The organism is Vibrio sp. QJM3NY_15, assembly GCF_057785995.1.
The window spans coordinates 1,060,689-1,083,093 of record NZ_CM173517.1; the positions used below are offsets into that span (position 1 = coordinate 1,060,689).

Here is a 22,405-nt window from a genome sequence, read left to right on the forward strand (position 1 = left end):
AGAAGGAACGCCTAGCAAGTCATAGCAACCCAAATTAGATGTCGACTTAGGTTGCTACTGTTTGGTTTCTATCTTTTGGCTATTATCGCTAGGATTAAAGCGTTTTTATTAAAGCGTTTTTATTAAAGCGTTGGGTTCATGATGGTTGAAGTGCGTTCGAACACATCCAGACCTTGCTGTTGTAGCCAGTAAGGAAGGTCGATAAGCACCCAGTTCTCAGACAGTTTGTCACCGTCGCGGTAGTAAACGTCAACCACTTGCATGTTTGCACGTACTTCGCCGCCAGTCATACCTAGGAAGCCACCTGTTGGTGTGTTTGATAGGTTTGGCCAACCGAAGAAACAAGAGAAGTTACCTTCAGCGAAACGACAAACGTGACCGTTGAACTTCTTGTCTTTCAGGTTGTTACGGAAAGGAAGTTGGTGCTGTTGTTGGTAGCGAGGAATCGTGTAAGACGCGCCGATACCACATGGGCCGTACCAAATCATGTCTTTTGACCAGCTCTTCGCAAGCACTTCTGGTGGGCAACCCATCGCGCCGCTGTCGTTAAGAGCAGACAGGTCATCAACCATCTTGTTTACAAGAGCAAGAGTCGCAACGCCTTCTTCTGGAGCCGCGTCTTCGAATAGCAGACCATCGTGGTTACGTGGACCAGGGTATACGAAGTGCTTACCTGTTGATGGTGGAAGTGGGTAGCAACCCGCTTGGTCCATCATGCCTAGAAGGTCTAGGAAAAGGCCTGTCTTAGTGATTTTGCCATCAACAACACAGTTAAACTCTGCGTAGCGAACGTTCATTATCTTGCCAGTAGGGCGCATGCCTAGGTATTCAGCGTCGAATAGACCCATGAAGTGACCCATGCTCATTACCCAAATCTCATCTGGGTTAACTTCGTTGTTACCGCCGATGAAGATATCTTGACGACGCTGCATGCGTGTCATTGATTTCATCATTGGAGCCCAGAATACGTCGGCCGCAGCTTGAGCGCCTTCTTGCTCGCGGAATGGGTAAACACCGCGCCATAAGTAATCTTCAGACGTGTGTGCTTTCAAAACTTCAGCAACGTTTTCGTGAGTAGCGTTTTCCATTGCGTCAAAGTAGTCACGAACAATGCGTTTAGCTTCTTGATATTTAGACATAATTAATTCTCGTTTTGTTGTCGAGTCAACATTCGGAACAGGACTCGATTTGGATTTTGTTTCCGGCTGACTGCTCAGCCGGATTGATGTTTATTTGCGTCTTTAGAGGCGTTCAAATAAAGGGGATTAAGCTTTAGCTGTTTCCGCTTTTTTGCTCTTGTCGAAAATACCGCCTTTCAATGTTTCTGGTAGAGATAGCCACAGTAGACCAGCTAGAATCCATACGATTGGCGAGCCCCACATTGCTGTCGCAAGGTCGCTGCGCTCTTGGATGAATACCAACACCATTGGTGCCCACATGCCGATGATACGACCGCCGTGGAAGAGTGCTGCACCGAAGCTACGTAGGTGAGCAGGGAACAACTCAGAGAAGTAGCCACCCCATACCGCAGAAGCAGACAGACCGAAGTTGTAGATAAGGCCTAGGATAGCCAGCATGTTTAGGCTGCCGATCATCACGTCGCTTGGTGCAACGAAGAATACTGAAGCCATGACACCCGCAAGAATGAAACCAAACGCGTTCACTTTACGGCCGTATTTGTCGGCGATTGCACCCCACACCCAAGCACCGAATAGAGAACCGAATGCTGAGATAGAGAAGATGATGCCGATAGTTGAACCGTCAAATTGGCGAACTTCTTTCAGGTACGTTGTCACGAAGCCAGAGAAGAATTGGTAGCCATAGAAGTTAAGGCCAGCCAGTAGTAGACAAGTGATGGTTAGCTTGCGGTAAGGCGCGCTTAGCATTTCACCCCAAGAACCTTTCTTCGCTGGTTTATTCGATGCTTCAGCCGCGGCTTGATCTTCTTCACCGTAAGCGATCACTTTCTTGTCGCTAGGCAGGATGAAGATCATCAGTGCAGCAGCAACGAGAGGAGGAATACCACCCACCCACATTAGGCTCTGCCAAGGTGCATCGATGCTAGAAATGAACGCCGCGTATGCACCCATTGCCATTAGGGCAACCGAGAACATAGAAGAAGCGAATGCCGTTAACTTACCGCGAACGCTTGGTGTGAAGAGGCCGATCATCAGGCTTACTGCTACGGTGAAGTAGCCACCTAAAGAAATACCGATGATGAAACGCATTGCTGCCCACATGGCGTAGTCAGTAAACATCATGTTGATGATGGTTGCGCCACCGTTCAGTGCAGTGATGACAATAAGAGTCGATTTCTTACCAAAGTTTGATGCCACCCATGCACAGCTTAGAGCACCAATAAGTGCACCAACCGATTGCCATGTATAGAACTGAGCGGTATCCGCCAAGTTAATACCATCATACGCATCAACGATGTATGGGCGTACGTAGTCAATAATTACAAAGTTATAACAATAGAAAAAGTAGCCAACTAGAATTGCAAGATAAGCAGCTACCCTTTGAATCATAGGAACTTCGCTCATGTGTTTTTTAGTAGTCATGACCGATAAACCTTTATTTTTTATAGGGTGTTTTTAGTTTCGATTATTGTGTGACGGTTATTGAATATCACCACACCATCTTCATTTCGGGAGAGATAATAGAATTTTTGTGGTTATTAGATCCGTGATCAAAGTCAATTTTAAAATGAGTGCGTACCCATTTAGTGTATTTTAGTGATCTTGATCTCATTAGATCGTCGTTTTGCGACTTTTTGGGCATTTAGAGTGTTTAATCATCTATCTTAGTGACAATACTCACACTTATTGTGGGTTTTTGAGGGAAAATATCCATTTTTGAGTACTATTGGCGGCGAATGAATTGCGAAATATAATAAACGGAATCTAAAAATGGTTACGTACTCAAGTTTTGTGGTTATTGCTTTGTATGTACTAACTACTCTATTTATCAGTTACTTAGTGAATAAGCGTTATAGCGTTGGTGGCGATTTCTCAACGGGCGGAAAGCAATTTGGTTGGTTTACGGCAGGTGTGTCGATTCTTGCAACCTACATCAGTGCGATGACGTTCGTGGGTATGCCGGGTTGGGTTTATAGCTCAGGCATGGAAGCGATGAGCGTCCATTTGAATTACCCAATAGTGATCTTTTTTGCTGTGGTTTTCTTTGTCCCGGTGTTTTACAAACTCGGCCTGACTTCGATTTATGAATACCTAGAGCACCGCTTTGGCGTTGTTGCTCGCACGATCAACTCTATCGTGTTTATTGTGGTTCAGTGTATTTCGGCAGGGGTGATTTTATATGCAGTTGCACTGATCTTGGTGCAAGTGCTGCCGGTAAGCATCTCCGAAGCGATTATCTACATCAGCTTATTTACCGCTTTGTATACCTATGCGGGCGGTATCTCGACGGTCATATGGACAGACATGTTGCAGTCGGCGGTGCTGATCATAGGCAGCATTGCGATCTTTGCTTTATTGCTGATGAAGATTGATGCAGGGGAGGTGTTGTCTCCTGAACATCTGAATATCATCAACCTCGATTTTGACTTGGGTGTTGATACCACATTGTGGGCAGGTGTAGTGGCTGTGAGCTTCTTACACCTGAGTGTGTATGGCACTAATCAGTTGATTATTCAAAGAACATTGGCGACCAAGAACGTTAAGACGGCACAAAAATCCATGCTGCTTTGTGGTTACGGCGCGTTCTTTATTTACCTGTTTTTCTCTGTAATGGGCGTTCTTCTGAGTGTCTTTTATCAAGACCAAAGCTTTGAAAACAGCAACGAAGTGATTCTCGATTTTGTGTTTAATCATACCAACCCAATCGTTGTTGGTTTGGTGATTTCAGCACTCTCGGCAGCGGCAATGTCGACCTTGGATTCCACTTATAACTCAATGGCGACAGTGGCAACGTTCGATTTCTATAAGCGATTTTTCCGTAAGAAAGCTTCCGATGCACATTATGAATCGGTGGCAAGAAAAATGAGCCTTGTCGCAGCGGCTTCAGTTGTAGTACCGGCTTTGATGGCGGTTTCTAACGAATCTGTGCTCAAAACTATTGCTAGTCTAACTTCCATTTTTGTCGGTATTCGCCTTGGCTCTTTCATCCTGGGTTTGTTCTTCAAACAAGCGAATGAGAAAGGGGTGATTGCAGGCAGTATTGGCAGCGTAGCTGTGGTGTTCATTGCCAAATACAGTGGCATCTCTTGGCCTTGGTTTGCCTTGATTGGCACTGTGGTTTTCTTAGTGTTAGGTGTTGTCGTCAGTCGTTTCTGGGGAGAAGTGACCGAGCAACAAAACGAATTTATTGCCAAGCAGAAGCATTTGTTCGCTAAGCCTACGGCGAGTCATTACGGCTTGTTGGTATTTGCTGTTGTGACGATTGCTGCTTGTACTGTTATCCCTGATTGGCTTTATGCCGCTCTTTCTTAATGAGTAAACTTTCTCAACTGGTTAATTTTTAACAGGTAAATCTATGCTGTCCATTTTTGATATCTATAAAATTGGTGTTGGCCCTTCAAGCTCACACACCAACGGCCCAATGATTGCGGGTTTCCATTTCACACAATTAATCGCCGATAGGATCGCAGAAGTCGTTCGTGTTCAAGTTGATTTATATGGTTCGTTATCGTTAACCGGAATAGGGCATCACACTGACAGAGCAACCATCTTGGGTTTACTTGGCAATAAGCCAGACACCATTAAAATCACCAGCGCTAATGAAGCGATGCGCCTTGCTATCAACAGTGGTGAAATGCAGCTGAGTGGCAGTCACACCATTGGCTTTAACTACCAAACCGACATGCTATTTCATGAAGACAATCTGCCTTTGCATGAAAACGGCATGATGATTACCGCGTTTGACCATAGCGGTAATGTGATTGTTGATGAAACCTATTACTCGATTGGTGGTGGCTTTATTGCGACAGCGGATGAACTGCAAAATGGCACCAAAACCCAATCGGTCGAAGTCACCTTCCCATTCAGCAGTGCCGATGAAATGCTTGCTCAGGCGGATCAAAACGGCATGAGTTTGGGTGGCATGATTCTACAAAATGAATCGGCTTTCCAAAGCGCGGATGCTATTTCAGAAAAGGCCGATCAAATCTGGCGAGTAATGACTCGTTGTATGGAGCGTGGCTTTGAAACTGAAGGCATTCTTGATGGTGGCTTGAACGTCACTCGTCGTGCTCCAAACTTGTTGAAGAAGCTTGAAGCGAATGCGGCCGTTGAAAACGATCCAATGGAAATCATGGATTGGATTAACTTGTTCGCCTTTGCGGTGAGTGAAGAAAATGCGGCTGGCGGCCAAGTCGTGACATCACCAACTAATGGTGCCGCGGGCGTTATTCCAGCCGTATTGATGTATTACCATCGCTTCATTAAAGAGTTGGATACTAAGCAGTTAAAAGATTTCTTAGCCGTATCGGGCGCGATTGGTATTTTGTACAAAACCAACGCTTCTATTTCTGGTGCCGAAGTGGGGTGCCAAGGTGAAGTAGGCGTTTCGTCTTCTATGGCGGCGGCGGGTTTAACCGCTTTACGTGGTGGCAGTAATGAGCAGATTTGCATTGCGGCAGAAATTGCGATGGAGCATTCATTGGGTATGACATGTGACCCGATTGGCGGATTGGTACAAGTGCCATGTATTGAGCGTAATGCGATGGGCTCGATGAAAGCGATTAATGCTTCACGAATGGCACTCAAACGTAACAGTAAAAGCCTGATCTCATTGGATAAGGTTATCGCGACCATGTATCAAACGGGCAAAGACATGAACAAGAAGTATCGTGAAACCTCACTCGGTGGCCTTGCTCTAATTCACCTTGCAGCGCCATGTGAGTAGCCATCAAACCGATTAATTAGGCTCAATATCAAAGCCCAGCATCGTTAGACTTTAAGACTTTAAGACTTTAAGACTTTAAGACTTTAAGACTCTAAGGTGGCTGGGCTTTTAAGTATCATTTTTTGTTGCAAGACGACTGCTTATCAACTGGGAGCAAGATTATTCTCCAAGAGGGAGCTTATAGCTGTTTTTCAACTCTTTAACCGAGATATTGGACTGAATCGCACTCACGCCTTTTACTCGCCTGATCGAGCTAATACGCTCAAAGTACTCTTCCAAATCTTTCGCTAGCACTTGAATCATATAGTCGGCACCACCTGCAATACAGTGACACATAGGAATCCAATCGGTTACTTCGACAAACTCTTCAAACGGTTCCGTGTTTTCAACTTCATGGTTACCCAAGGTCACAAGAGTAAAACCAGCTACATGAAAACCAAGCTTTTTGCGGTTTAGCTTCGCGGCGTAACCATCGATATAGCCCGTTTCTTCCATGCGTTTCCAACGGCGCCAACATGGCGTTTCGCTGAGGTTCACTTTCTCTGCGAGCTTACTGTTGCTCATGCGTCCGTCTTGTTGGATATGTTCTAAGATGGCGATATCTGTGTCATCTAACACTTCTTTGGTGGATTCTTTCTGTTTCATGGCTATTTTAGAAAAGTCTTGCTCAAATTTGGATTAATATTAGCCTATATAGCAATTTAATTCCTAGTCGAATCTGTAAACTCTCTCCCTATAAATACTTTACTTATTAGGAGTGAGAGGAAATGAGCTCTCAATTAATGCTGGCGTTCTTGCTATTTTCAACATCAATTGCAATTACACCTGGGGCAGGCAATATCGCATTACTTGGGATTTCAAGTCGTTATGGGTTTGCTGCGACTTTACCTTTTATCTCTGGAAACGCTGTTGGCATCATCATTGTACTGGCCGGTTCCAGTGTCGGTTTGGTGAGCCTATTTACCCTTTACCCAGAGCTATACAACATTTTGAAATACGCGGGTGCGGCTTATTTGCTGTTCATGGCGTGGTCGATTGCGAATATGCAAATCGAAGAAAGCACTACCGACAATCGCTCGGGCTTTATGTCAGGCGTGTTGGTGCAGGTGTTGAACCCTAAAGGTTGGATTGCTTCATTAACTGTGTTTTCACAGTTCATCACCCCGAATGCCGATTACTTGATTCAAGTGGTGACCATTATCGCGGGTATGGTGATCACGGGTGTACCGTGCATGTTGGTGTGGGCGTACTGTGGCACCATGCTTAAAAAGTTGCTGCAATCGCCAAAACAGATGATGTTTGTGAACCGTTGCTTGGGTGGAAGCTTAGCGATGGTGGTTGCCTTTATGCTTTATCAACCGGCATAAATCACAAAGAAAAAAACCACTCCTAAATCCATAGGAGTGGTGTCTAAATGTCGACTAAGTCGTTAACAGTAAAGAATTAAGTTAACAAATATTTAAGGAACTTGAGTTAAAAGCTTTTAAGCCTAGAAGCTTTTAAGTTTTAAGACTAAGCGGTTTCAGCCTCTTTAACCGGAGCTGAGTTACGGATTAGGTGGTCAAATGCACCTAAGCTTGCTTTCGCACCTTCACCCATCGCAATGATGATCTGTTTGTAAGGTACGGTTGTTACATCGCCCGCCGCAAACACACCTTTCATCGATGTTGCGCCATGAGCGTTAATTTCAATTTCACCGCGTGGTGACAGCTCAACTTTCGAACCCTTCAACCATTCGCTGTTTGGCATCAGGCCGATTTGAACAAAGATACCCGAAAGTTCGATCTGTTTTAGCTCGTCGGTGTTGCGGTCTTTGTATTCCAGACCGGTTACACGGTTGCCATCACCAATCACTTGTGTGGTTTGAGCCATCTTGATGATTTCGATGTTTGGTGTTGCGTTCGCTTTGTCGATAAGCACTTGGTCGGCACGTAGTGTGTCTGCAAATTCAAGTACGGTTACGTGTTCAACGATACCCGCTAAATCAATCGCCGCTTCGATACCTGAGTTACCACCACCGATAACCGCTGTTTTCTTACCTTTGAATAAAGGACCGTCACAGTGTGGGCAGTAAGCGACGCCTTTATTGCGGTACTCTTGCTCACCCGGAACGTTCATTTCACGCCAGCGAGCACCGGTACTGGTGATAACCGTGCGAGATCGTAATGTTGCGCCGCTCTCTAGCTCAACGTGGATGTAGCCGTCTTCTGTGTCTTCTGCTGCAATGATGTTCGCAGCGCGCTGCTCAGTCATTATCTCAACACCGTACTCTTTTACGTGCTCTTCAAGGCTAGCTACTAGCTTAGGACCTGTTGTCGCTTTCACGGAGATAAAGTTCTCAATCGCCATCGTATCCATCACTTGACCACCGAATCGGTCAGCAACCACACCGGTACGAATGCCTTTACGTGCCGCGTAGATAGCCGCTGAAGAACCCGCAGGGCCACCACCGACAACCAATACATCAAACGGTGCTTGTTCGTTTAGGTTGGCCGCTTTCTTTTCTGCTGCGCCTGAATCGACTTTGTTGAGGATCTCAGCAAGAGACATACGTCCTTGACCAAATAGCTCACCGTTAATGAATACGCTCGGTACCGCCATAATATCGCGAGACTTCACTTCGTCTTGGAATGCTGCGCCATCAATCATAGTTGTCTTAATTAGAGGGTTAATCGCCGACATCATGTTGAATGCTTGAACCACTTCTGGACAGTTTTGGCATGATAGCGAGATGAAAATCTCTACATTAAGCTCTTGATCGAGTTCTTTAATTTGTTCGATTACGTCAGCTTCAAGCTTGATAGGGTGACCACCACTATGAAGCAGTGCAAGTACCAGTGATGTGAACTCGTGACCCATTGGTAAACCCGCGAAACCGATCGCAGTGCCTTTCTCTTGGTTTACGACCTGCATGATAGGGCGGCGAGTACTTGCGGTATCATCGCGAGTGACTTCAATTTTGTCGGTGAGAGAGGCGATATCATTCGCCAGATCTTGAAGTTTGTTCGCGGTATCGCTGCTATCAAGGCTCAGCACTAACTGAACATTGGTTTTTAGGTTTTCTAGGTATGCTTTTAGCTGCTGCTTCATTGCTTGATCTAACATAATCGTGCCTGCTCTTAAATTCGGTGTCTTGGTATTGACCAATACCTTCTTGCTGAAAAAGGAAAATAAAAAGGGGGCGCAAGTCGGCAAATATTGTGTTGTTGATGGCTTGAAAGGGTGGCGCGCAACTGCCCTTTAGGAGGGAGGCCGAAGCGCGCCTGTAGAACCGTTTTATTTGTTCTTTTTAGATAGGCTTAGATTAAATCTTACCTACTAGGTCTAGAGATGGCGCTAGAGTCTCTTCGCCTTCTTTCCATTTAGCTGGGCAAACTTCACCTGGGTGAGCGGCTACGTATTGTGCTGCTTTAACCTTGCGTAGTAGGTCTTCAGCGTCACGGCCGATACCTTCAGCTGTGATTTCCATTGCTTGGATAACGCCTTCAGGGTCGATTAGGAAAGTTGCACGGTCTGCAAGGCCCTGACCTTCACGCATAACGTTGAAGTTGTTGGTGATGTTGCCTGTTTGGTCGCCGACCATGAAGTATTCGATAGTGCCGATTTTGTCAGAAGTATCGTGCCATGCTTTGTGAGAGAAGTGCGTGTCAGTTGATACTGAGAAAACTTCTACGCCACGAGATTGAAGCTCTGCGTATTTGTCTTGTAGGTCAACTAGCTCAGTTGGACATACAAACGTGAAGTCTGCTGGGTAGAAGAAGAATACAGCCCACTTGCCTTTAACGTCTTGCTCAGTGATTTCTACGAATTCGCCGTTTTTGAATGCTGTTGCGTTGAATGGTTTGATTTCTGTGTTGATCATGATTCGACTCTCTTTCTAATTTGTAGTGTTTAACGCTATCCCGCGTCGATGGAGCTATATTGCATTCGCACCGAAAATTAGTGAAATCGGACATTTCTATAGATTCAATAGGCAAATCCTATCTTCGTAAGAAGAGAGCTATCGACAAAAGCTATCGATAGAAGTTATCAAACTAGGGCTACGTTCTATTTGGGTAGCTATGCTCTTTAGGCTGTTCTTTATTTCGGCTTATCTCTATTCACGTAAGCCTCTATGTATTTATGTATCTAAGTAGGTAAGTAGGTAAGTAGGTAAGTAGGTAAGTAGGCAAGGGCAGGCATGGCTTCTTTAAGCGATCTGGGATTTGATGCTAAACCTGTAAATAACAAAAAATTATCATTAATATAATTTATGATAATTTCAGTTGATTGTCGCATCTCCATATACTCTCTCCATCGAAACGAAATACCGAAGCTAATCTTCGGAAAGCACAGAATTAAAAACGAATTTGGAGCAAGTTATGAAAATGAATCACGTAGGCATCATGGTAGGCGACATGGACCAAGCAGTAGAGTTTTACACTAAGGCTCTGGGTCTAAGAATCGTAATGAACAACACTAAGGTTATGGAAGAACGCGAATCAGCAATCGGCCGTATGTGTATCGCAGTATTTGGTGAAGGCTTCAAAGGCTTCAACATTGCACACCTAGTAACATCTGATGGCATCGGTGTTGAGTTGTTCGAAATGAAAGATCGCCAAGAGCGTCACGAAGTAGACTTCTCTCGCCTAGGCATCTTCCACTTCTGTCTACAGCTTCCAAAAGAGCAGTTTCATTCAGCGATTAAGCGCGTTGAAGAGTTTGGCGGTAAAGTTCGTATGGACATCATGCGTTACCACCCAGAAGACGAACTAAAACAAGCGCAAATGGTTTACTTAGAAGACCCGTTTGGCAACCTATTCGAATTCTACTCGCACACATACGAAGATACGTACGCGACTGATTACGAGTAATCGCGTTATCTGCCTGTCATAAGGTAGAAACCGAAACACCCCCTAAAGAGGATTGGTAGAGATACCAATCCTTTTTTTTTGGGGGGGGATGTAACTTGGATTTGGACACATTATGAGATTCAAAGAGTTAAGATCAATAGCTGAGATAATCCATCATTTGAATTAATTGTATACGGATCTCATTGCTTGTTTGACTGTGCCAATAACCCAATGCAAAAGACAATAGAGGGATGCCGAACATAATCATTAGCACTAAAACGAGAAGATACTTAGATGACAATTGCCAACCATTACGTGTTTTTAGCCCAAGAGCCTGTTTATTTGGACAAGCTGCAACACAGCGTAAACAAGCTTGGCATTCATCCGTTCGAATTTGTTTAGCGGTATGAATAATAATATTAGAAGGACATGCACGGGTGCATTTGCTGCAATTCAGATTGTCTTTTTCATTTAAACAATGCTTAGTGTCTCGACGAATTTTAAATGGGCTAAGCAGGCTTGTTATCCCGAGTAGTGCGCCGTAAGGGCAAAAATATCGGCAAAAAGCCCGTTGTCGCCATGCTGACATCAATAGAATAGTGGCTAAAACACCAAGAGTAATCATTCCTGGTTCAACGAATACCCAAGCGGTTTTTACATCAGCGATTTTATGATAATTGCCATTGAGATAATAATTCAGGCTCGCGACAGGCATTCCGACTGAAATAAAGGTAAAGAAAGCCAACAATAAGTACTTCATCATGCGTAATGGCCAGTCGATCCAAGCTGGTGGTAAATACGCTTTCTTCACGAGCTTTAAGCGTAATTTATACAGATACTCCCCAGCGAGACCTAACGGACAAATCCAACCACAAAATGCACGCTTACAAGCAATACCAGTCACTACCACAGTCACGAGCATGACTGCACCTGCCGGGTGAGTTTGATCCCAAAATCCAATAGAGAAGATAGCCTTAAGTTGAATAGCTGCAGCAATAGGTAAGAAAGCATCCGTAACATCCGGTCGCATGAAGCTCGGAGATATTTGATGAACAAGTAGCCATGTGTGAAGGGTGTACTGGATAGCCACTAAAAATAATGAAAGTGCCATCGCGTGTTGGCTGACTTGACGCAAAACATTTGTCTTAGATGAAGCCGTGATGATGGTCGGTTTAAAGTAAAAAACGGAAGAGATAACAACCACCGCCAATGATAGGGCAATGAGCAGAGGCCAATAGGCTGCACTAAGTACAGCAATGATGATAATGCAGGAAGTTATTATGCTACCGAGCTTTTTACCGCTAGTGTAGAGAACACAAATGCTATAAATCAATGCAAGCATTAAGGTAAAGGATTCAATAAAAGTCATATAGCCACCGTTTCATTACAGAGTGGTACTATAAATCGCGTGGAAGAGTATGTCTGACGATTAATGAGCTAACTTATCTATCTTTGATATGAGTTAATTTTCATCAATATTTCACCTAACCATTAAGGGTGGTTTTTAATAACGTTAGCCGGGGTTGTTAATAAAGTGAACAGAGATGATTAATCGCTAAACCGCATTTTTGAAATGCTCAGTAAGAAAATCCAAAAACACTCGAACCTTGAGGCTTCCTCTTGGTGAGTGATGCAATGCGCTGACGGCTCGTTTCGCTTCATCAAATTCGCCGGAAAGTAACCTTACGATTTTAGTTCGGTAGGAGAGTGCCCAGTCCAATTTTTGAATGCTCGGCTGAATGCGCTCGAATCTGAGAAGCCAAGTTCGTGAGCGACATAAGTAATGTTACCGTCGTTTTGGTTAAGTAGGGTCAGGCTCAGTTCAAGTCGATACTTATCAAACAAGCGACGGAAACTCACACTTTCTTGTTTAAGTTTACGGTTCAAGGTTCGAGGACTTATGTGCAGGTTGCTTGCTACGCTATCTAGGTTTGTGTCTTTCACTGCAAGTACTTTAAACGTTTCGTTCACTTTGTAGATTAAGTTGGTTTTTAACGCCTTTTCCATCTGTTGATCAGCAATTCGTACTAACTCTGCATGAAAATCAGGTTGGAATTGGCGAGGCTTCTTCTGTGCCAGATCGTTAGAGAAAAGGAGATATCGGGCAGGGTAGCCTTCTTTCATTTCTATATTGAATACGCGCTCGAAGATAGCCAAGAACTCATCGCCGATGGTGTTCTTATTAATATGAATGGCTACTTTTTGCATGGGCGCGTTGAGGTACTTTCGAATGAGCTTGAGAACAATGCTGAAATAGAGCCCTAAGCTAATGTGTGTCATTAGCGTTGACTCATCAATGTATTCAGGTGTCACTGTCCAAAGTTCCAGTTCACCTTTATCGGTTTCACGAGTGAATATCTTCAACAGTGGGTGTATATGAATCGAATATCGACTCAGTAGTTCACAAAAGCTGGAGAGATTGGGGGCGGTTAGCATGGCCATGACCGGAGCGCCCATTTCAAGCTCATCAAAGTAACGGGCTGACTCATCAAACAAGTCGATCAGTTCATGATCAAAACGTTGGTAGATATTGGTGATACCGGTTTGAAGCTGATGGGCCGAAATCGTTTCGGCGGAGCAAAGTTGTTCATATACCTCTGCCCCTGACCAGATGTCACTGCTGTCTCCAATTCTAGCTTGGATCGCTGAATCTAAAGTTTTAAACCAAAATATGGGCAACTGAGTACTAAAACTTTCCACCATAACTTCCTGTTATTGCTGGTTGTTGAAGAGTGTTCTTCTCGTTAATGTGCCCCAAATTATAGGATTTTTTTACTGGTTACAAGCAGTGAAAAGCTCAGTTAGACGTTAGAACTTGTAATCAACACCGACTGAAACCACATATTGTGACGATTGGTAATATTCAATATTCGACGTGGTTGTTTTTGCACCTAATAGTGATACTAGAGACCAGTTTTTTGCATCAAAGATATTGGCATATTCATAGGCGATAAATGCACCGAAATCTTTGTCTTCACGCGTCTTATTGAAAATAGGGTTCTCTTTATCATAGTCGCGTTTTGCTGCGTTGATCGTGAAAGCAAGGCCATGATTTCCGAATCTTTTCGCTAAGTTCACCTCTGCTCCAACACTTAGGAACGATAACGCATTACCCTCAGAGTTCGACGAGAAAACATTCATTGAAGGCGTGAGAATGCCAGACCCATCTTTTAAGAAGTACTGGTAACCCGACTTTAGGTAAAAATACTCTCGCTCTCGCGTCATTAATGCTCGCTCTTCGTCCGTTAAATCAAGCCCCTTTAATCCTGTGTTTTCTTTTTTCACATCGGACTCGCCAAAAGCCATATCGATACTAAAGTTAGTCCCCATCATTTTAGACAGCTGCATTCGAACCACGTTGCCGGTTAGGTCGGTTTCTTCTCTCTTCGAATCAACGGCATAAGGGTCATCCCACACCTCGCCAGAGATCAACGTTGGTAAGATGGAAAAGTCGATAACCATCCCGCTCTCCAGTTGCTGCCTATAGCCCACTTCAAATGCCAACGTACCTGTAATGATGTCGTCTCTAGAAGTGCCTAAGAAAATTTGCTTGTGATTCAAAGCGCCAAAGGTGTACTGCATCGAACCCAAAATAGCGACCATTCCATTGGCTTCAGTTGCACCAGACGACATTAAATCGGTTTGAGATTGATGATTACTCTGGCCAACATCTAAGTTGCTTGAGTTTGCGGTGAAGCCGGTTAGGAAGGTCATGTTGCCACTGAAACCTTCGCTTGGTGCCAAAGCTGCGTATGAAGGTGAAGCAAGCATCATAGTTGCCAAAAATAGGGAGATAATTTGTTTCATCAATAGACTCGTACTGAATAGTTTTTTAATCGAACTGATTTCGAAATCGAATAGCTCTTGAAAATAAATAGCTCTTGAAAGCGCATTGCTTCTTAAAGTGCTATTGGGGCTTTTTTATTTGCCCAAGGCTTGGCACTTTCTAGTTGATAGGCCAATTCAAATAACAGGCGGTCGTTGCCTCTTGCTGCGGAAAAGTGACTGCCGACTGGAAGATTCTGCTTGTTCCAATACAAGGGCACCGACATCGCAGGGTTGCCAGCCACGTTTTCGATTGGCGTGTAAGACATTAACTTCTCTGAGCGTGCCCATATCTCTTTACCGGAGTGTGCTTTCTGGTCGAAATATTCAATATCCAAAGGAATATGGTTTGAACACGGAGTCAGCCATATATCGATAGTTTTAAAGAAATCTCGGTTGTGAGTCAGTGCGAAATTGTGGCATCGCGCTTTGGAGTCGATATACATATTAGGTTCGGCTTTTAAGCGTGCTTGCATCGTGCGAGCCAAATAAACGACGTTGTCACTGACTTTGTCTGGCATTGATTCAAGTGGCATACCTAGGCGGTCGAACTGTTCAACAAAGCCTGCCATCTTGTTGCCAAATACCCCCATGTAATTACGCATGAACACGTCGCCATCTTGTATCGGCTGGTCAACTTCTATAACGATATGTCCAAGGCTTTCGAGTAACGAGGCCGTAGCTCGAATAGCAGCGATCGTATCTTCATCGGGAAGTCTGCCGTGGATATCTTTTAGGGTGACACCAATCGTTATCTTTCGGTTGAGAGAAGCATTAACCATTCCTATCGGAGTTCGTGGAAAAGGCGTCTCAAAGTTGTTTTTTGTGTGATGCTCTGTGACTGAAACCGCTAAAGCAGCATCACGGACGGTTCTCGACATAAACGACTGATGGGTAAAATCTTCATTTGTTGAGCCGTCAGTTAGGCCCGAAATCAAAGACTCTCGACTCGGTTTAAAACCAAAAATTCCCGTCGCTGAAGCTGGCATCCGAGATGAACCACCACCATCTGTAGAATGCACTAAGGGTACATAGCCAGCAGCGATTGCAGCTGCACCTCCGCCAGTCGAAGAATGAACACCTCGGCTTAAATCCCATGGGTTGCGCGTCGCACCATAAAGTGGATTCTGTGTGCATCCCAACGTCATCATCTCAGGGATATTTGTCATGCCTATCGTGTTTAGCCCTGCATTCTGTGACGCACGAATAAACCAAGAGGTTTTGTTAGGCTTTCTGCCTTGGTTTAGTTTCGATCCCATCGTGCATTCAAGCCCAGCCACATCGACACAGTCTTTTGCTAGAAAGGGGACACCTGCAAAGGGGGAATGAGGGTTAAACGAGTCCGCGCGTTCCAGTGCTAAGTCAAAGCACTCAGAAACCACGGCATTGACCTGATCGTTTGTCTGGCGAATTTTATATATCGCTTCTTGTACGAACTCTTTTGGTGTGGCTTTTTTGCTTCTTATTAGGCTAGCCATCTCTGTCGCATCCAGTGGCGAGTCAACGGTTCGGTAATCTGCTGGTAATGTTTTTGGCGAAGTAGGAGATGCATTTGCTAAAGCAGGTAGAGATATTGCCGCAGCTGAAACTGCACCTTTTCCCATAACTTTGAAAAAATCTCTGCGCTTTAATTCATTGATAGTCATAGTTTCTATCCCAAGTTAGAAAGTCACTATCCTTGTTTCGAAATCTAGCTTGCTAGATCTATCTTCACTCCGTGTGCTGATTTATGGGACTAGAATAAAGATCGGAGTGTTTGCTTGCAGTGCAAATACCGCCAACATTCATACCATTCACGCCAACTCGTTTGTCGGGTTATGTATAGGCAGGCGTTATTACTACTTAAACAAAGTAGTTGTGGGTGAATGGTGTGGAGTGGTTGAGAAACAAGCAACTTTAAGGCGTTGTTAAAGTTGACGTTTTAAGGATAAAGCCTTTCATGAATATGACGGAAGGGTAGCCACGTAGTTAAGCCATTCCCCAAGGCTTGTGAATAGATTTTGATTTGAAACTGGTTAGAACGAACTTTTTACTTTTTACTTTTTAATAGGCCGCTAGCGAACCCTAAAGACTTAGTCGCGTCTATATGAGTCATTTGAAGCCCAAGTTATTAGCGGCATAAATCGCTTGGGCTATAAAGTTTCAACTGACGGGAATGCTTCATTGAGAACATCTCGAATGTGGTCAGCTTGTACGGTGTCATTACCTGTTATTGTGGCTACTTCCATCTTCTCAACTTGGCTCCAAGAAAAACGATTGTTTATTAGGTTATACAATACATCTATTTCTGTGGTGAGCATGGCTAATGGTTGTTCATTGTCATCTTGGTAACTAAATCCATTACTCGATCTAAAGGTTGAAATATGCCCCTCTATTGCTTGCAAATATGCGAGTTCACCCTCATATCCGGTCTCGAATAACTTTTGCTTAAATAGAAACATGACCATTTGCTCACTTTTAGGTTTGTCATCGAGCAGCCCCTCTTTTCTAGCTTGAACAATATTAGCCAACACAACATAAGATTGATCCATATTATTCAGTTGTGCTCCTATGTTTCCATGAAAAGCACAGGCTAGCGCTAAATTGAACGGCAATAGAGCACCCAATAACAAAGATAAGCCGAGTTTAACCATACTCGCTAATTTTCGGATATTTAAGATCATCTGCGAATATCAAATAGCACGCTGAGCGTGCTATTTGCCTTAGTGAATTAAGAATTATCTAACGATTAGTTTAAGGTCAGATATATTACTTGGTGCTTTGAAATAGGCTAAGAAATCAACAAGCTCTGGCATTCCTGCCGTTTCAAATTTCATGCTTCCATCTTCTAGCGCTGAAGCCATTGCCGTTCTGCTATCACCGGTCAAAATGATTTTGTTCATCATTTCACGCGTCAACTTAACGTGAACATCTGCCTTGTGATTTGGCGCTTTGTGATACATCTGAGTGATACCGTTACGTATTTCCAATCCAAACGTTTCTTTTGTATCAGTAAACTCTAAGACCAATGTTTTGTTCACACCGATGGTTTTTTCTGCGACCAAACGCGTTGGGTAAGAAGATAAAATGTTCGCGGTAGGAAGCGCTTGAACGACATCTGGAGAGGTGTAATTTGCTTGCTTAGACCAATCAAATCCTTCATTTTCTAACTCTGCAATCGCAGTCATCGTCCAGTTGCGCCAGTTGATGTTCGTAAGAGTCGAACCCCAATGACGGTATGCCTGTGCTTTTAGCTTACGAGCTTCCATATCCGAATGATCAATTCGAATCACGTTTGTTAGGATTTCTGCCGCCCAAGTGTATTCACCTTCATCGATCGCTGATTTTGCTGCTTTTAATACGGCTTCACGTCCGCCCATCAATTCAACATAACGTTCCGCTCGCTCTTTATGAGCAATAGGCTCTAGCGCCCAAGGATCCGCTTCAAACCAGCCCAAGTAGCCCACGTAGAGTTGGCGTACTGAGTGCTCTACGGTTCCATAGAATTGGCCTAGCCACGGGTGGTTTTGTAAATGCTCAGGCAACTTAACGACTTCTACTAACTCATCAGGTGTGTATCCTTCGTTAATGTAACGAATCGTCTGGTCATGAGTGTATTGAATCGCATCTCGGTATGCGGTTAAAACGTTATCAACCGCTTCTTTACCTTCTACAGGGCGGCCATGAGCAAGAACCATCACTTCCACATCGAGTTCACGCATCATATCGATACCTTTGAACCACACTGTCGAATCACGGAATTTAGTACCACGAATAGTATGCAAGTTAGGGAAGTTTTCGCCTTGTAAAACTTCTGCTGCATGCAGTATTTTTTGTTCAGGGAGGTAAACAACAATTTCATCATTGGTTTCAGAAGGGATGTAATGCAACTCTACTTTTACACCATCAAGCTCTACTTCCATTTTCTCTGCGAAAGTATCGGTTGGTGTAATAAAGCTAACATCATCGATTTGGAACCTTGGCCCAAGTCCATCATTGATCGTTGTCATAGCTGGGTCTGCGCTGTCAACAATGGAAGCAGCAGAGTAACTGGTACGGATAGAAATCGCGTTACCAACATTAGAAGACCAGTTAGCAACGGCATCCGTTAAACTGTCGTGTGCGTAAATTTTCACTTTGCCAGAAGCGACTTCTTCATCTGTTACCCAGCCACGAACACCAGCCACATGGTCAATATGGTTATGAGTGTAAACAACACCTACAACCGGTTTATCTGTGTACTTTAGCAATGCTTCTTTCGTCGCTTTACCATGACCTACCGATTCACCGGGATCGACAACAATAATGCCATTATCACCTTCAATGATAACTGGGCTTGTTACACCGAAGCCATAAGCTTTGTAGACATTATGATCAACTTTAATGATCGCCTGATCCATTTTACGTGAGTGGTTGGTCAGCTCAGGAGCAACCTTGTCGTTCGACTCGGTATACGCTAGGTTAATTCCTGTTTTTTCCAGGACTGTTACACGTTTACCTTCACCCCACATAAGACCGGATTCATGCTCAACCAACACTTTACTTGAATCTTCCACAGCATAAACGCCAGAAGTCGTAAAGCAGCCAATAGCAATGCTCAAAGCCAATAGTTTCTTTTTCATAGGTCGCTAATTTCTCGTATTAATCAATAAACAAACTGCATGTGAAATACGCATGCAAGTTAAAGTAACGAGATGAATTGTAGCGAGCAATTGTTGATGTACTCATTCCTCAGTGATATGTTTAACATTCCTAAAGTTATAGTTGGAGGTATGATTGTGATTAAAGAACATCCAAAATTGAAGTTGGAGATTTTACAAGTTTTTCATCATGTCATGATTCAGGGCAGCTTCAGTCGCGCGGCGATGCATCTTGGAATCACTCAGCCTGCCGTCAGCAAAATGATGCAAAAAATGGCGCATCACTTCGATGCGACCTTGTTCGTTCGCTCGAAATCGGGCATCAGCCCAACCAACACCGCTTTTGAATTACACAGGTCGATATCCCCCCATCTTAATAGCCTTGAAAAAACGCTTATCTCATATAACGAATTTGATCCTAAAACGTCTAGCCGTCACTTTAAGATAACGTGTCCAGAATCGTTAAGTTCGCATCTGCTCAGTTTTTTTTCAGCACTTGATAATCCAAAGATCAAGGTCTCTATCTATAATCAGCCTTACTCGACAAAAGAACTTGAAAACGCCATTTTCAGTCATACTCAAGATCTGTTTATTGATTATTCCGACCTCAATCATATGGGTAGTATTAACTCCCAAGCATTGTTTCATGATCTGCCAATGGTCATCGTCGGTGAATCGAATCAATCGATACAAGGTTCGATAACACTGGAGCAGTTTCTCGAAGCGCCTTTTATACAGCTTGAAAGAACGCGCGATGGGCAGTCTGGGATTGATTACTTAACATCAGCTCCGTTAAGTAAGCGTAATATTGTCGCTAGCTCTGTTTCCTTGTTTGAAACCTTGATTCAAGTTTCAAGCTCCAACCTCATCACTACAGCACCAGCCAGTTTTGCAAAGAAATACGCCGAAAAATTGTCTTTGAAGTTATATCCATTGCCTTTTTCTTGTGAGCCTGTAACCACTCATATGTTGTGGCATAAGAAGTTTGACAAGGACAAAGGGTTAATGTGGCTGCGTGAGCAGATTATTGAGAGCTGCGCGATAATAGATAAAGAAGACAAATGACCGGGTAACAGCCTGTTCCTTTCCAAACTTCTTCCAAAGAGCTTAGGAAAGTCCGCATTAACAGGTTAGGCGAACTTGTTATCCTAAATACGTCACTCTGTATACGCATTCGGCCTAAATGAGTCTTGTCTTCGAGCGTTCTTTGGTAAGTCGTTAATCTGCATAGGATTGTTGTAAGATTAACTGTCGAGATTAATCTTAAGGCGTTGTTAAAGTTGACGTTTTAAGGATAAAACCTTTCATGAATATGACGGAAGAAAGCGTTGTTTATGGAAATATTGCGGGCTCATACCGAATGGTAGCCTTGATTGAGCTTTGACTATACTCAGCGCAATATTGCTAACCAACAACAACGAAAATAGAGAAACATGCAGAGATTAGCGTTCCCAAATCACATGAAAAAACTACATATCATCTTTACCGCTCTTATTCTTATGATATTAGCCGGATGCACCTCAACGTCGGCTGTCGGCAGTTCTAAAACACAGGACTATGCCAAGTCACATGCTCTTGTGGGTAAAGCTTCTTGGTATGGCGATAAATTCCATGGAAAACTCACAGCAAGTGGTGAGACATACAACATGAATGCTTATACGGCAGCGCATAAAACTTTAGCCTTTGGCACTATAGTGAGAGTGACTAACACTGCCAATAACAAGTCTGTCGAAGTTAAAATTAACGATCGAGGCCCTTACGTAAAAGGCCGAGTGATTGACCTCTCGCATAAGGCATTTGCAAAAATCGGCAACGTTAAACAAGGTACAGTGCCTGTCAAAATCGAGATTGTTGATGACAGTAATACCTTTAGGTACAAGCACTAATTGCCTCTAAGCCTGAACTGGTTTGTGACACTCAAAGGATTGGTAGAGATACCGATCCTTTTTTGTGTGGGGGTGTCTAAATTGGAGTAGGACAGAAGTGATTTAGAGCTATGATTCTAAATCGTTTATATAAGATTAGATAAAGTATCTTGAAAACTTAAATGCTTTGTTAGTTTTACACTTATTAAGTGGACTGCATTACGAATAGGAACGAGATATCAGTTAACAGAGGCTTTCTCGTCGAGCACTGATTCAATACGTTTTATATATGATTTGATGTTGTTCAACTCAAGGCTAGAATTAACTCCGTACCGTGTAGATACTGAACCAAAGTCATTTGAAAATGGATTTTTCTCGACTACTTGCTTCAACACATCGATATCTTCATATAACGCATCGATTAGGGAGTCCAACTCATCTATTGAGAGCTTAGAAAGCTGAAAATACGATAAATTTTTCATGTAACCTCAAACACCTTTTGTCAATCCATTAAAAACTAACCATCATGGCAAATGGAGGGTCTCAGTCAAACAAGCTGTCAATAAATACTAGCTATGCGTCTGTGGAAACTAACGCCTAGCTAAGCGGTGAGTAAACGTGTGCCATGTCTGAGCGCCTTGCTAGGCTTTTTCTCCGGCACTCTTTTTAAGTTTCATAAAACCGCTAGAGTTTGATAGGATTCCCATTAACTCTAGGTTTTTCAGAAGTCTTTGCTTGGGCTCATCTGCATCAAACACACCAAAGTCACCATTTATATTTTGAAATAACAGTTGTTGCTTTTGGCGGCCTTGAGGAGTATTTAGGTCTTCTATTTCATAGACTTTTTGCTGATATAATTCGGCTTTAGCTGTTAGGGTTGCATAGAACAAGTCACGCATCCTAGTTCTTGCGTCTTTCATTTCTGAACAAGAATCGAAAAACCTATTGAACGCTGCAATCTCATCATTAGAAAACTTACCGACAAATAAATGTTTGAACTTATCCCAGTTATTATCAGTCAGGATTTCCTTTGTCCATAAGTCCAGCCCTTTGTCTTTTATAGTTAAGACAACGCTTTCAGCATTCCGAATGTCCATAAGGAGAATCGTTGCTGCGCTCTTTCTTTCATGTACTTTTGATAATAAATAAACACCCAAAGCAGTAATACCTGCCACTAGAGTAACTATTACATTTAATAACGAGCTATATTTTAGCAATATTTCCAATTTTTACCCCTCGATTTTCAATTTTAAGCCTAACATTTTAATATCGTGCCTGCACGAATTGATGTATTTAGCTCACCTCAGAACTATACCTAACAAACTGAAAAATATACATATAATTTAGTTTAGATCTAATTTCTAGTTGAAAAGCGTACAAGCACACATTGCTTCCTATT

At 43.3% G+C, this 22,405-nt stretch carries 19 protein-coding genes; 6 read left to right on the forward strand and 13 right to left on the reverse strand.

The genetic code is table 11. The features are described 5' to 3' along the window. Positions 1 to 122: 122 nt before the first annotated feature. Both AC3CKG_RS04760 and AC3CKG_RS04765 read right to left on the reverse strand, forming a co-directional pair. A complete protein-coding gene (locus AC3CKG_RS04760) occupies positions 123 to 1,139 on the reverse strand; it encodes a nuclear transport factor 2 family protein (RefSeq protein ID WP_016788980.1) in 1,017 nt (338 codons plus the stop codon). A 126-nt stretch (positions 1,140 to 1,265) separates the two neighbouring features. Next, positions 1,266 to 2,561: an MFS transporter gene (locus AC3CKG_RS04765; RefSeq protein ID WP_017105501.1), complete on the reverse strand. Its 1,296-nt coding sequence runs from the start codon at positions 2,559 to 2,561 to the stop codon at positions 1,266 to 1,268. A gap of 348 nt (positions 2,562 to 2,909) precedes the next feature. Here AC3CKG_RS04765 and AC3CKG_RS04770 point away from each other — a divergent pair, with 348 nt between their 5' ends. Together AC3CKG_RS04770 and AC3CKG_RS04775 are read left to right on the forward strand one after the other, a co-directional pair. Further along, positions 2,910 to 4,451, forward strand: coding sequence for a sodium:solute symporter family transporter (locus AC3CKG_RS04770; RefSeq protein ID WP_076671277.1), 1,542 nt, complete (start codon positions 2,910 to 2,912; stop codon positions 4,449 to 4,451). A 43-nt stretch (positions 4,452 to 4,494) separates the two neighbouring features. After that, on the forward strand, positions 4,495 to 5,865 hold the full coding sequence (locus AC3CKG_RS04775; protein ID WP_488528887.1) for an L-serine ammonia-lyase: 1,371 nt from the start codon (positions 4,495 to 4,497) through the stop codon (positions 5,863 to 5,865). 159 nt (positions 5,866 to 6,024) lie between these two features. Here the strand turns inward: AC3CKG_RS04775 and AC3CKG_RS04780 are convergent, their stop codons facing one another. Further along, entirely contained in the window at positions 6,025 to 6,510 is a 486-nt protein-coding gene (locus AC3CKG_RS04780; RefSeq protein WP_017110015.1) for an Lrp/AsnC family transcriptional regulator, read from the reverse strand. Positions 6,511 to 6,632: 122 nt separating this feature from the next. Between AC3CKG_RS04780 and AC3CKG_RS04785 the strand changes: the two genes are divergently transcribed. Beyond that, a complete protein-coding gene (locus AC3CKG_RS04785; RefSeq protein ID WP_016798109.1) occupies positions 6,633 to 7,232 on the forward strand; it encodes a LysE family translocator in 600 nt (199 codons plus the stop codon). A gap of 145 nt (positions 7,233 to 7,377) precedes the next feature. Here AC3CKG_RS04785 and ahpF read toward each other — a convergent pair whose 3' ends face one another. Then, positions 7,378 to 8,970 (reverse strand): alkyl hydroperoxide reductase subunit F, encoded by a 1,593-nt coding sequence (gene ahpF, locus AC3CKG_RS04790; protein WP_488528888.1) that lies wholly within the window; start codon positions 8,968 to 8,970, stop codon positions 7,378 to 7,380. A gap of 199 nt (positions 8,971 to 9,169) precedes the next feature. Continuing rightward, complete coding sequence (gene ahpC / locus AC3CKG_RS04795; protein ID WP_004736364.1) at positions 9,170 to 9,727, reverse strand: alkyl hydroperoxide reductase subunit C; 558 nt, start codon at positions 9,725 to 9,727, stop codon at positions 9,170 to 9,172. Positions 9,728 to 10,226: 499 nt separating this feature from the next. Here ahpC and AC3CKG_RS04800 point away from each other — a divergent pair, with 499 nt between their 5' ends. Beyond that, a complete protein-coding gene (locus AC3CKG_RS04800) occupies positions 10,227 to 10,718 on the forward strand; it encodes a VOC family protein (RefSeq protein WP_029223432.1) in 492 nt (163 codons plus the stop codon). Between the two features lie 133 nt (positions 10,719 to 10,851). On the opposite strand, the gene AC3CKG_RS04805 is transcribed toward AC3CKG_RS04800, so the two are convergent. The 6 genes from AC3CKG_RS04805 to AC3CKG_RS04830 all read right to left on the reverse strand — a co-directional run bounded on the left by AC3CKG_RS04805 (position 10,852) and on the right by AC3CKG_RS04830 (position 19,123). Continuing rightward, a complete protein-coding gene (locus AC3CKG_RS04805) occupies positions 10,852 to 12,066 on the reverse strand; it encodes a 4Fe-4S binding protein (RefSeq protein ID WP_488528889.1) in 1,215 nt (404 codons plus the stop codon). A 314-nt stretch (positions 12,067 to 12,380) separates the two neighbouring features. Beyond that, positions 12,381 to 13,400 (reverse strand): helix-turn-helix domain-containing protein, encoded by a 1,020-nt coding sequence (locus tag AC3CKG_RS04810; RefSeq protein ID WP_488528890.1) that lies wholly within the window; start codon positions 13,398 to 13,400, stop codon positions 12,381 to 12,383. 105 nt (positions 13,401 to 13,505) lie between these two features. Continuing rightward, on the reverse strand, positions 13,506 to 14,504 hold the full coding sequence (locus AC3CKG_RS04815) for a DUF2860 family protein (RefSeq protein ID WP_488528891.1): 999 nt from the start codon (positions 14,502 to 14,504) through the stop codon (positions 13,506 to 13,508). Positions 14,505 to 14,596: 92 nt separating this feature from the next. Further along, positions 14,597 to 16,168 (reverse strand): amidase, encoded by a 1,572-nt coding sequence (locus AC3CKG_RS04820; RefSeq protein WP_488528892.1) that lies wholly within the window; start codon positions 16,166 to 16,168, stop codon positions 14,597 to 14,599. A 486-nt stretch (positions 16,169 to 16,654) separates the two neighbouring features. After that, positions 16,655 to 17,185: a hypothetical protein gene (locus AC3CKG_RS04825; RefSeq protein WP_488528893.1), complete on the reverse strand. Its 531-nt coding sequence runs from the start codon at positions 17,183 to 17,185 to the stop codon at positions 16,655 to 16,657. A gap of 54 nt (positions 17,186 to 17,239) precedes the next feature. Beyond that, the gene (locus AC3CKG_RS04830) at positions 17,240 to 19,123 is read right to left on the reverse strand and encodes an alkyl sulfatase dimerization domain-containing protein (protein WP_289886579.1); all 1,884 of its coding nucleotides are present in this window, start codon (positions 19,121 to 19,123) and stop codon (positions 17,240 to 17,242) included. 156 nt (positions 19,124 to 19,279) lie between these two features. Here AC3CKG_RS04830 and AC3CKG_RS04835 point away from each other — a divergent pair, with 156 nt between their 5' ends. Together AC3CKG_RS04835 and AC3CKG_RS04840 are read left to right on the forward strand one after the other, a co-directional pair. Beyond that, positions 19,280 to 20,206 (forward strand): LysR family transcriptional regulator, encoded by a 927-nt coding sequence (locus AC3CKG_RS04835; protein WP_198600196.1) that lies wholly within the window; start codon positions 19,280 to 19,282, stop codon positions 20,204 to 20,206. 368 nt (positions 20,207 to 20,574) lie between these two features. Further along, the gene (locus AC3CKG_RS04840; protein WP_488528894.1) at positions 20,575 to 21,027 is read left to right on the forward strand and encodes a septal ring lytic transglycosylase RlpA family protein; all 453 of its coding nucleotides are present in this window, start codon (positions 20,575 to 20,577) and stop codon (positions 21,025 to 21,027) included. A gap of 218 nt (positions 21,028 to 21,245) precedes the next feature. Here AC3CKG_RS04840 and AC3CKG_RS04845 read toward each other — a convergent pair whose 3' ends face one another. Together AC3CKG_RS04845 and AC3CKG_RS04850 are read right to left on the reverse strand one after the other, a co-directional pair. Beyond that, positions 21,246 to 21,488 carry a hypothetical protein gene (locus AC3CKG_RS04845; protein WP_488528895.1) on the reverse strand — a complete coding sequence of 81 codons (243 nt, stop codon included), beginning with the start codon at positions 21,486 to 21,488 and terminating at the stop codon, positions 21,246 to 21,248. A gap of 159 nt (positions 21,489 to 21,647) precedes the next feature. Further along, on the reverse strand, positions 21,648 to 22,232 hold the full coding sequence (locus tag AC3CKG_RS04850) for a hypothetical protein (protein ID WP_488528896.1): 585 nt from the start codon (positions 22,230 to 22,232) through the stop codon (positions 21,648 to 21,650). Positions 22,233 to 22,405: the final 173 nt, after the last annotated feature.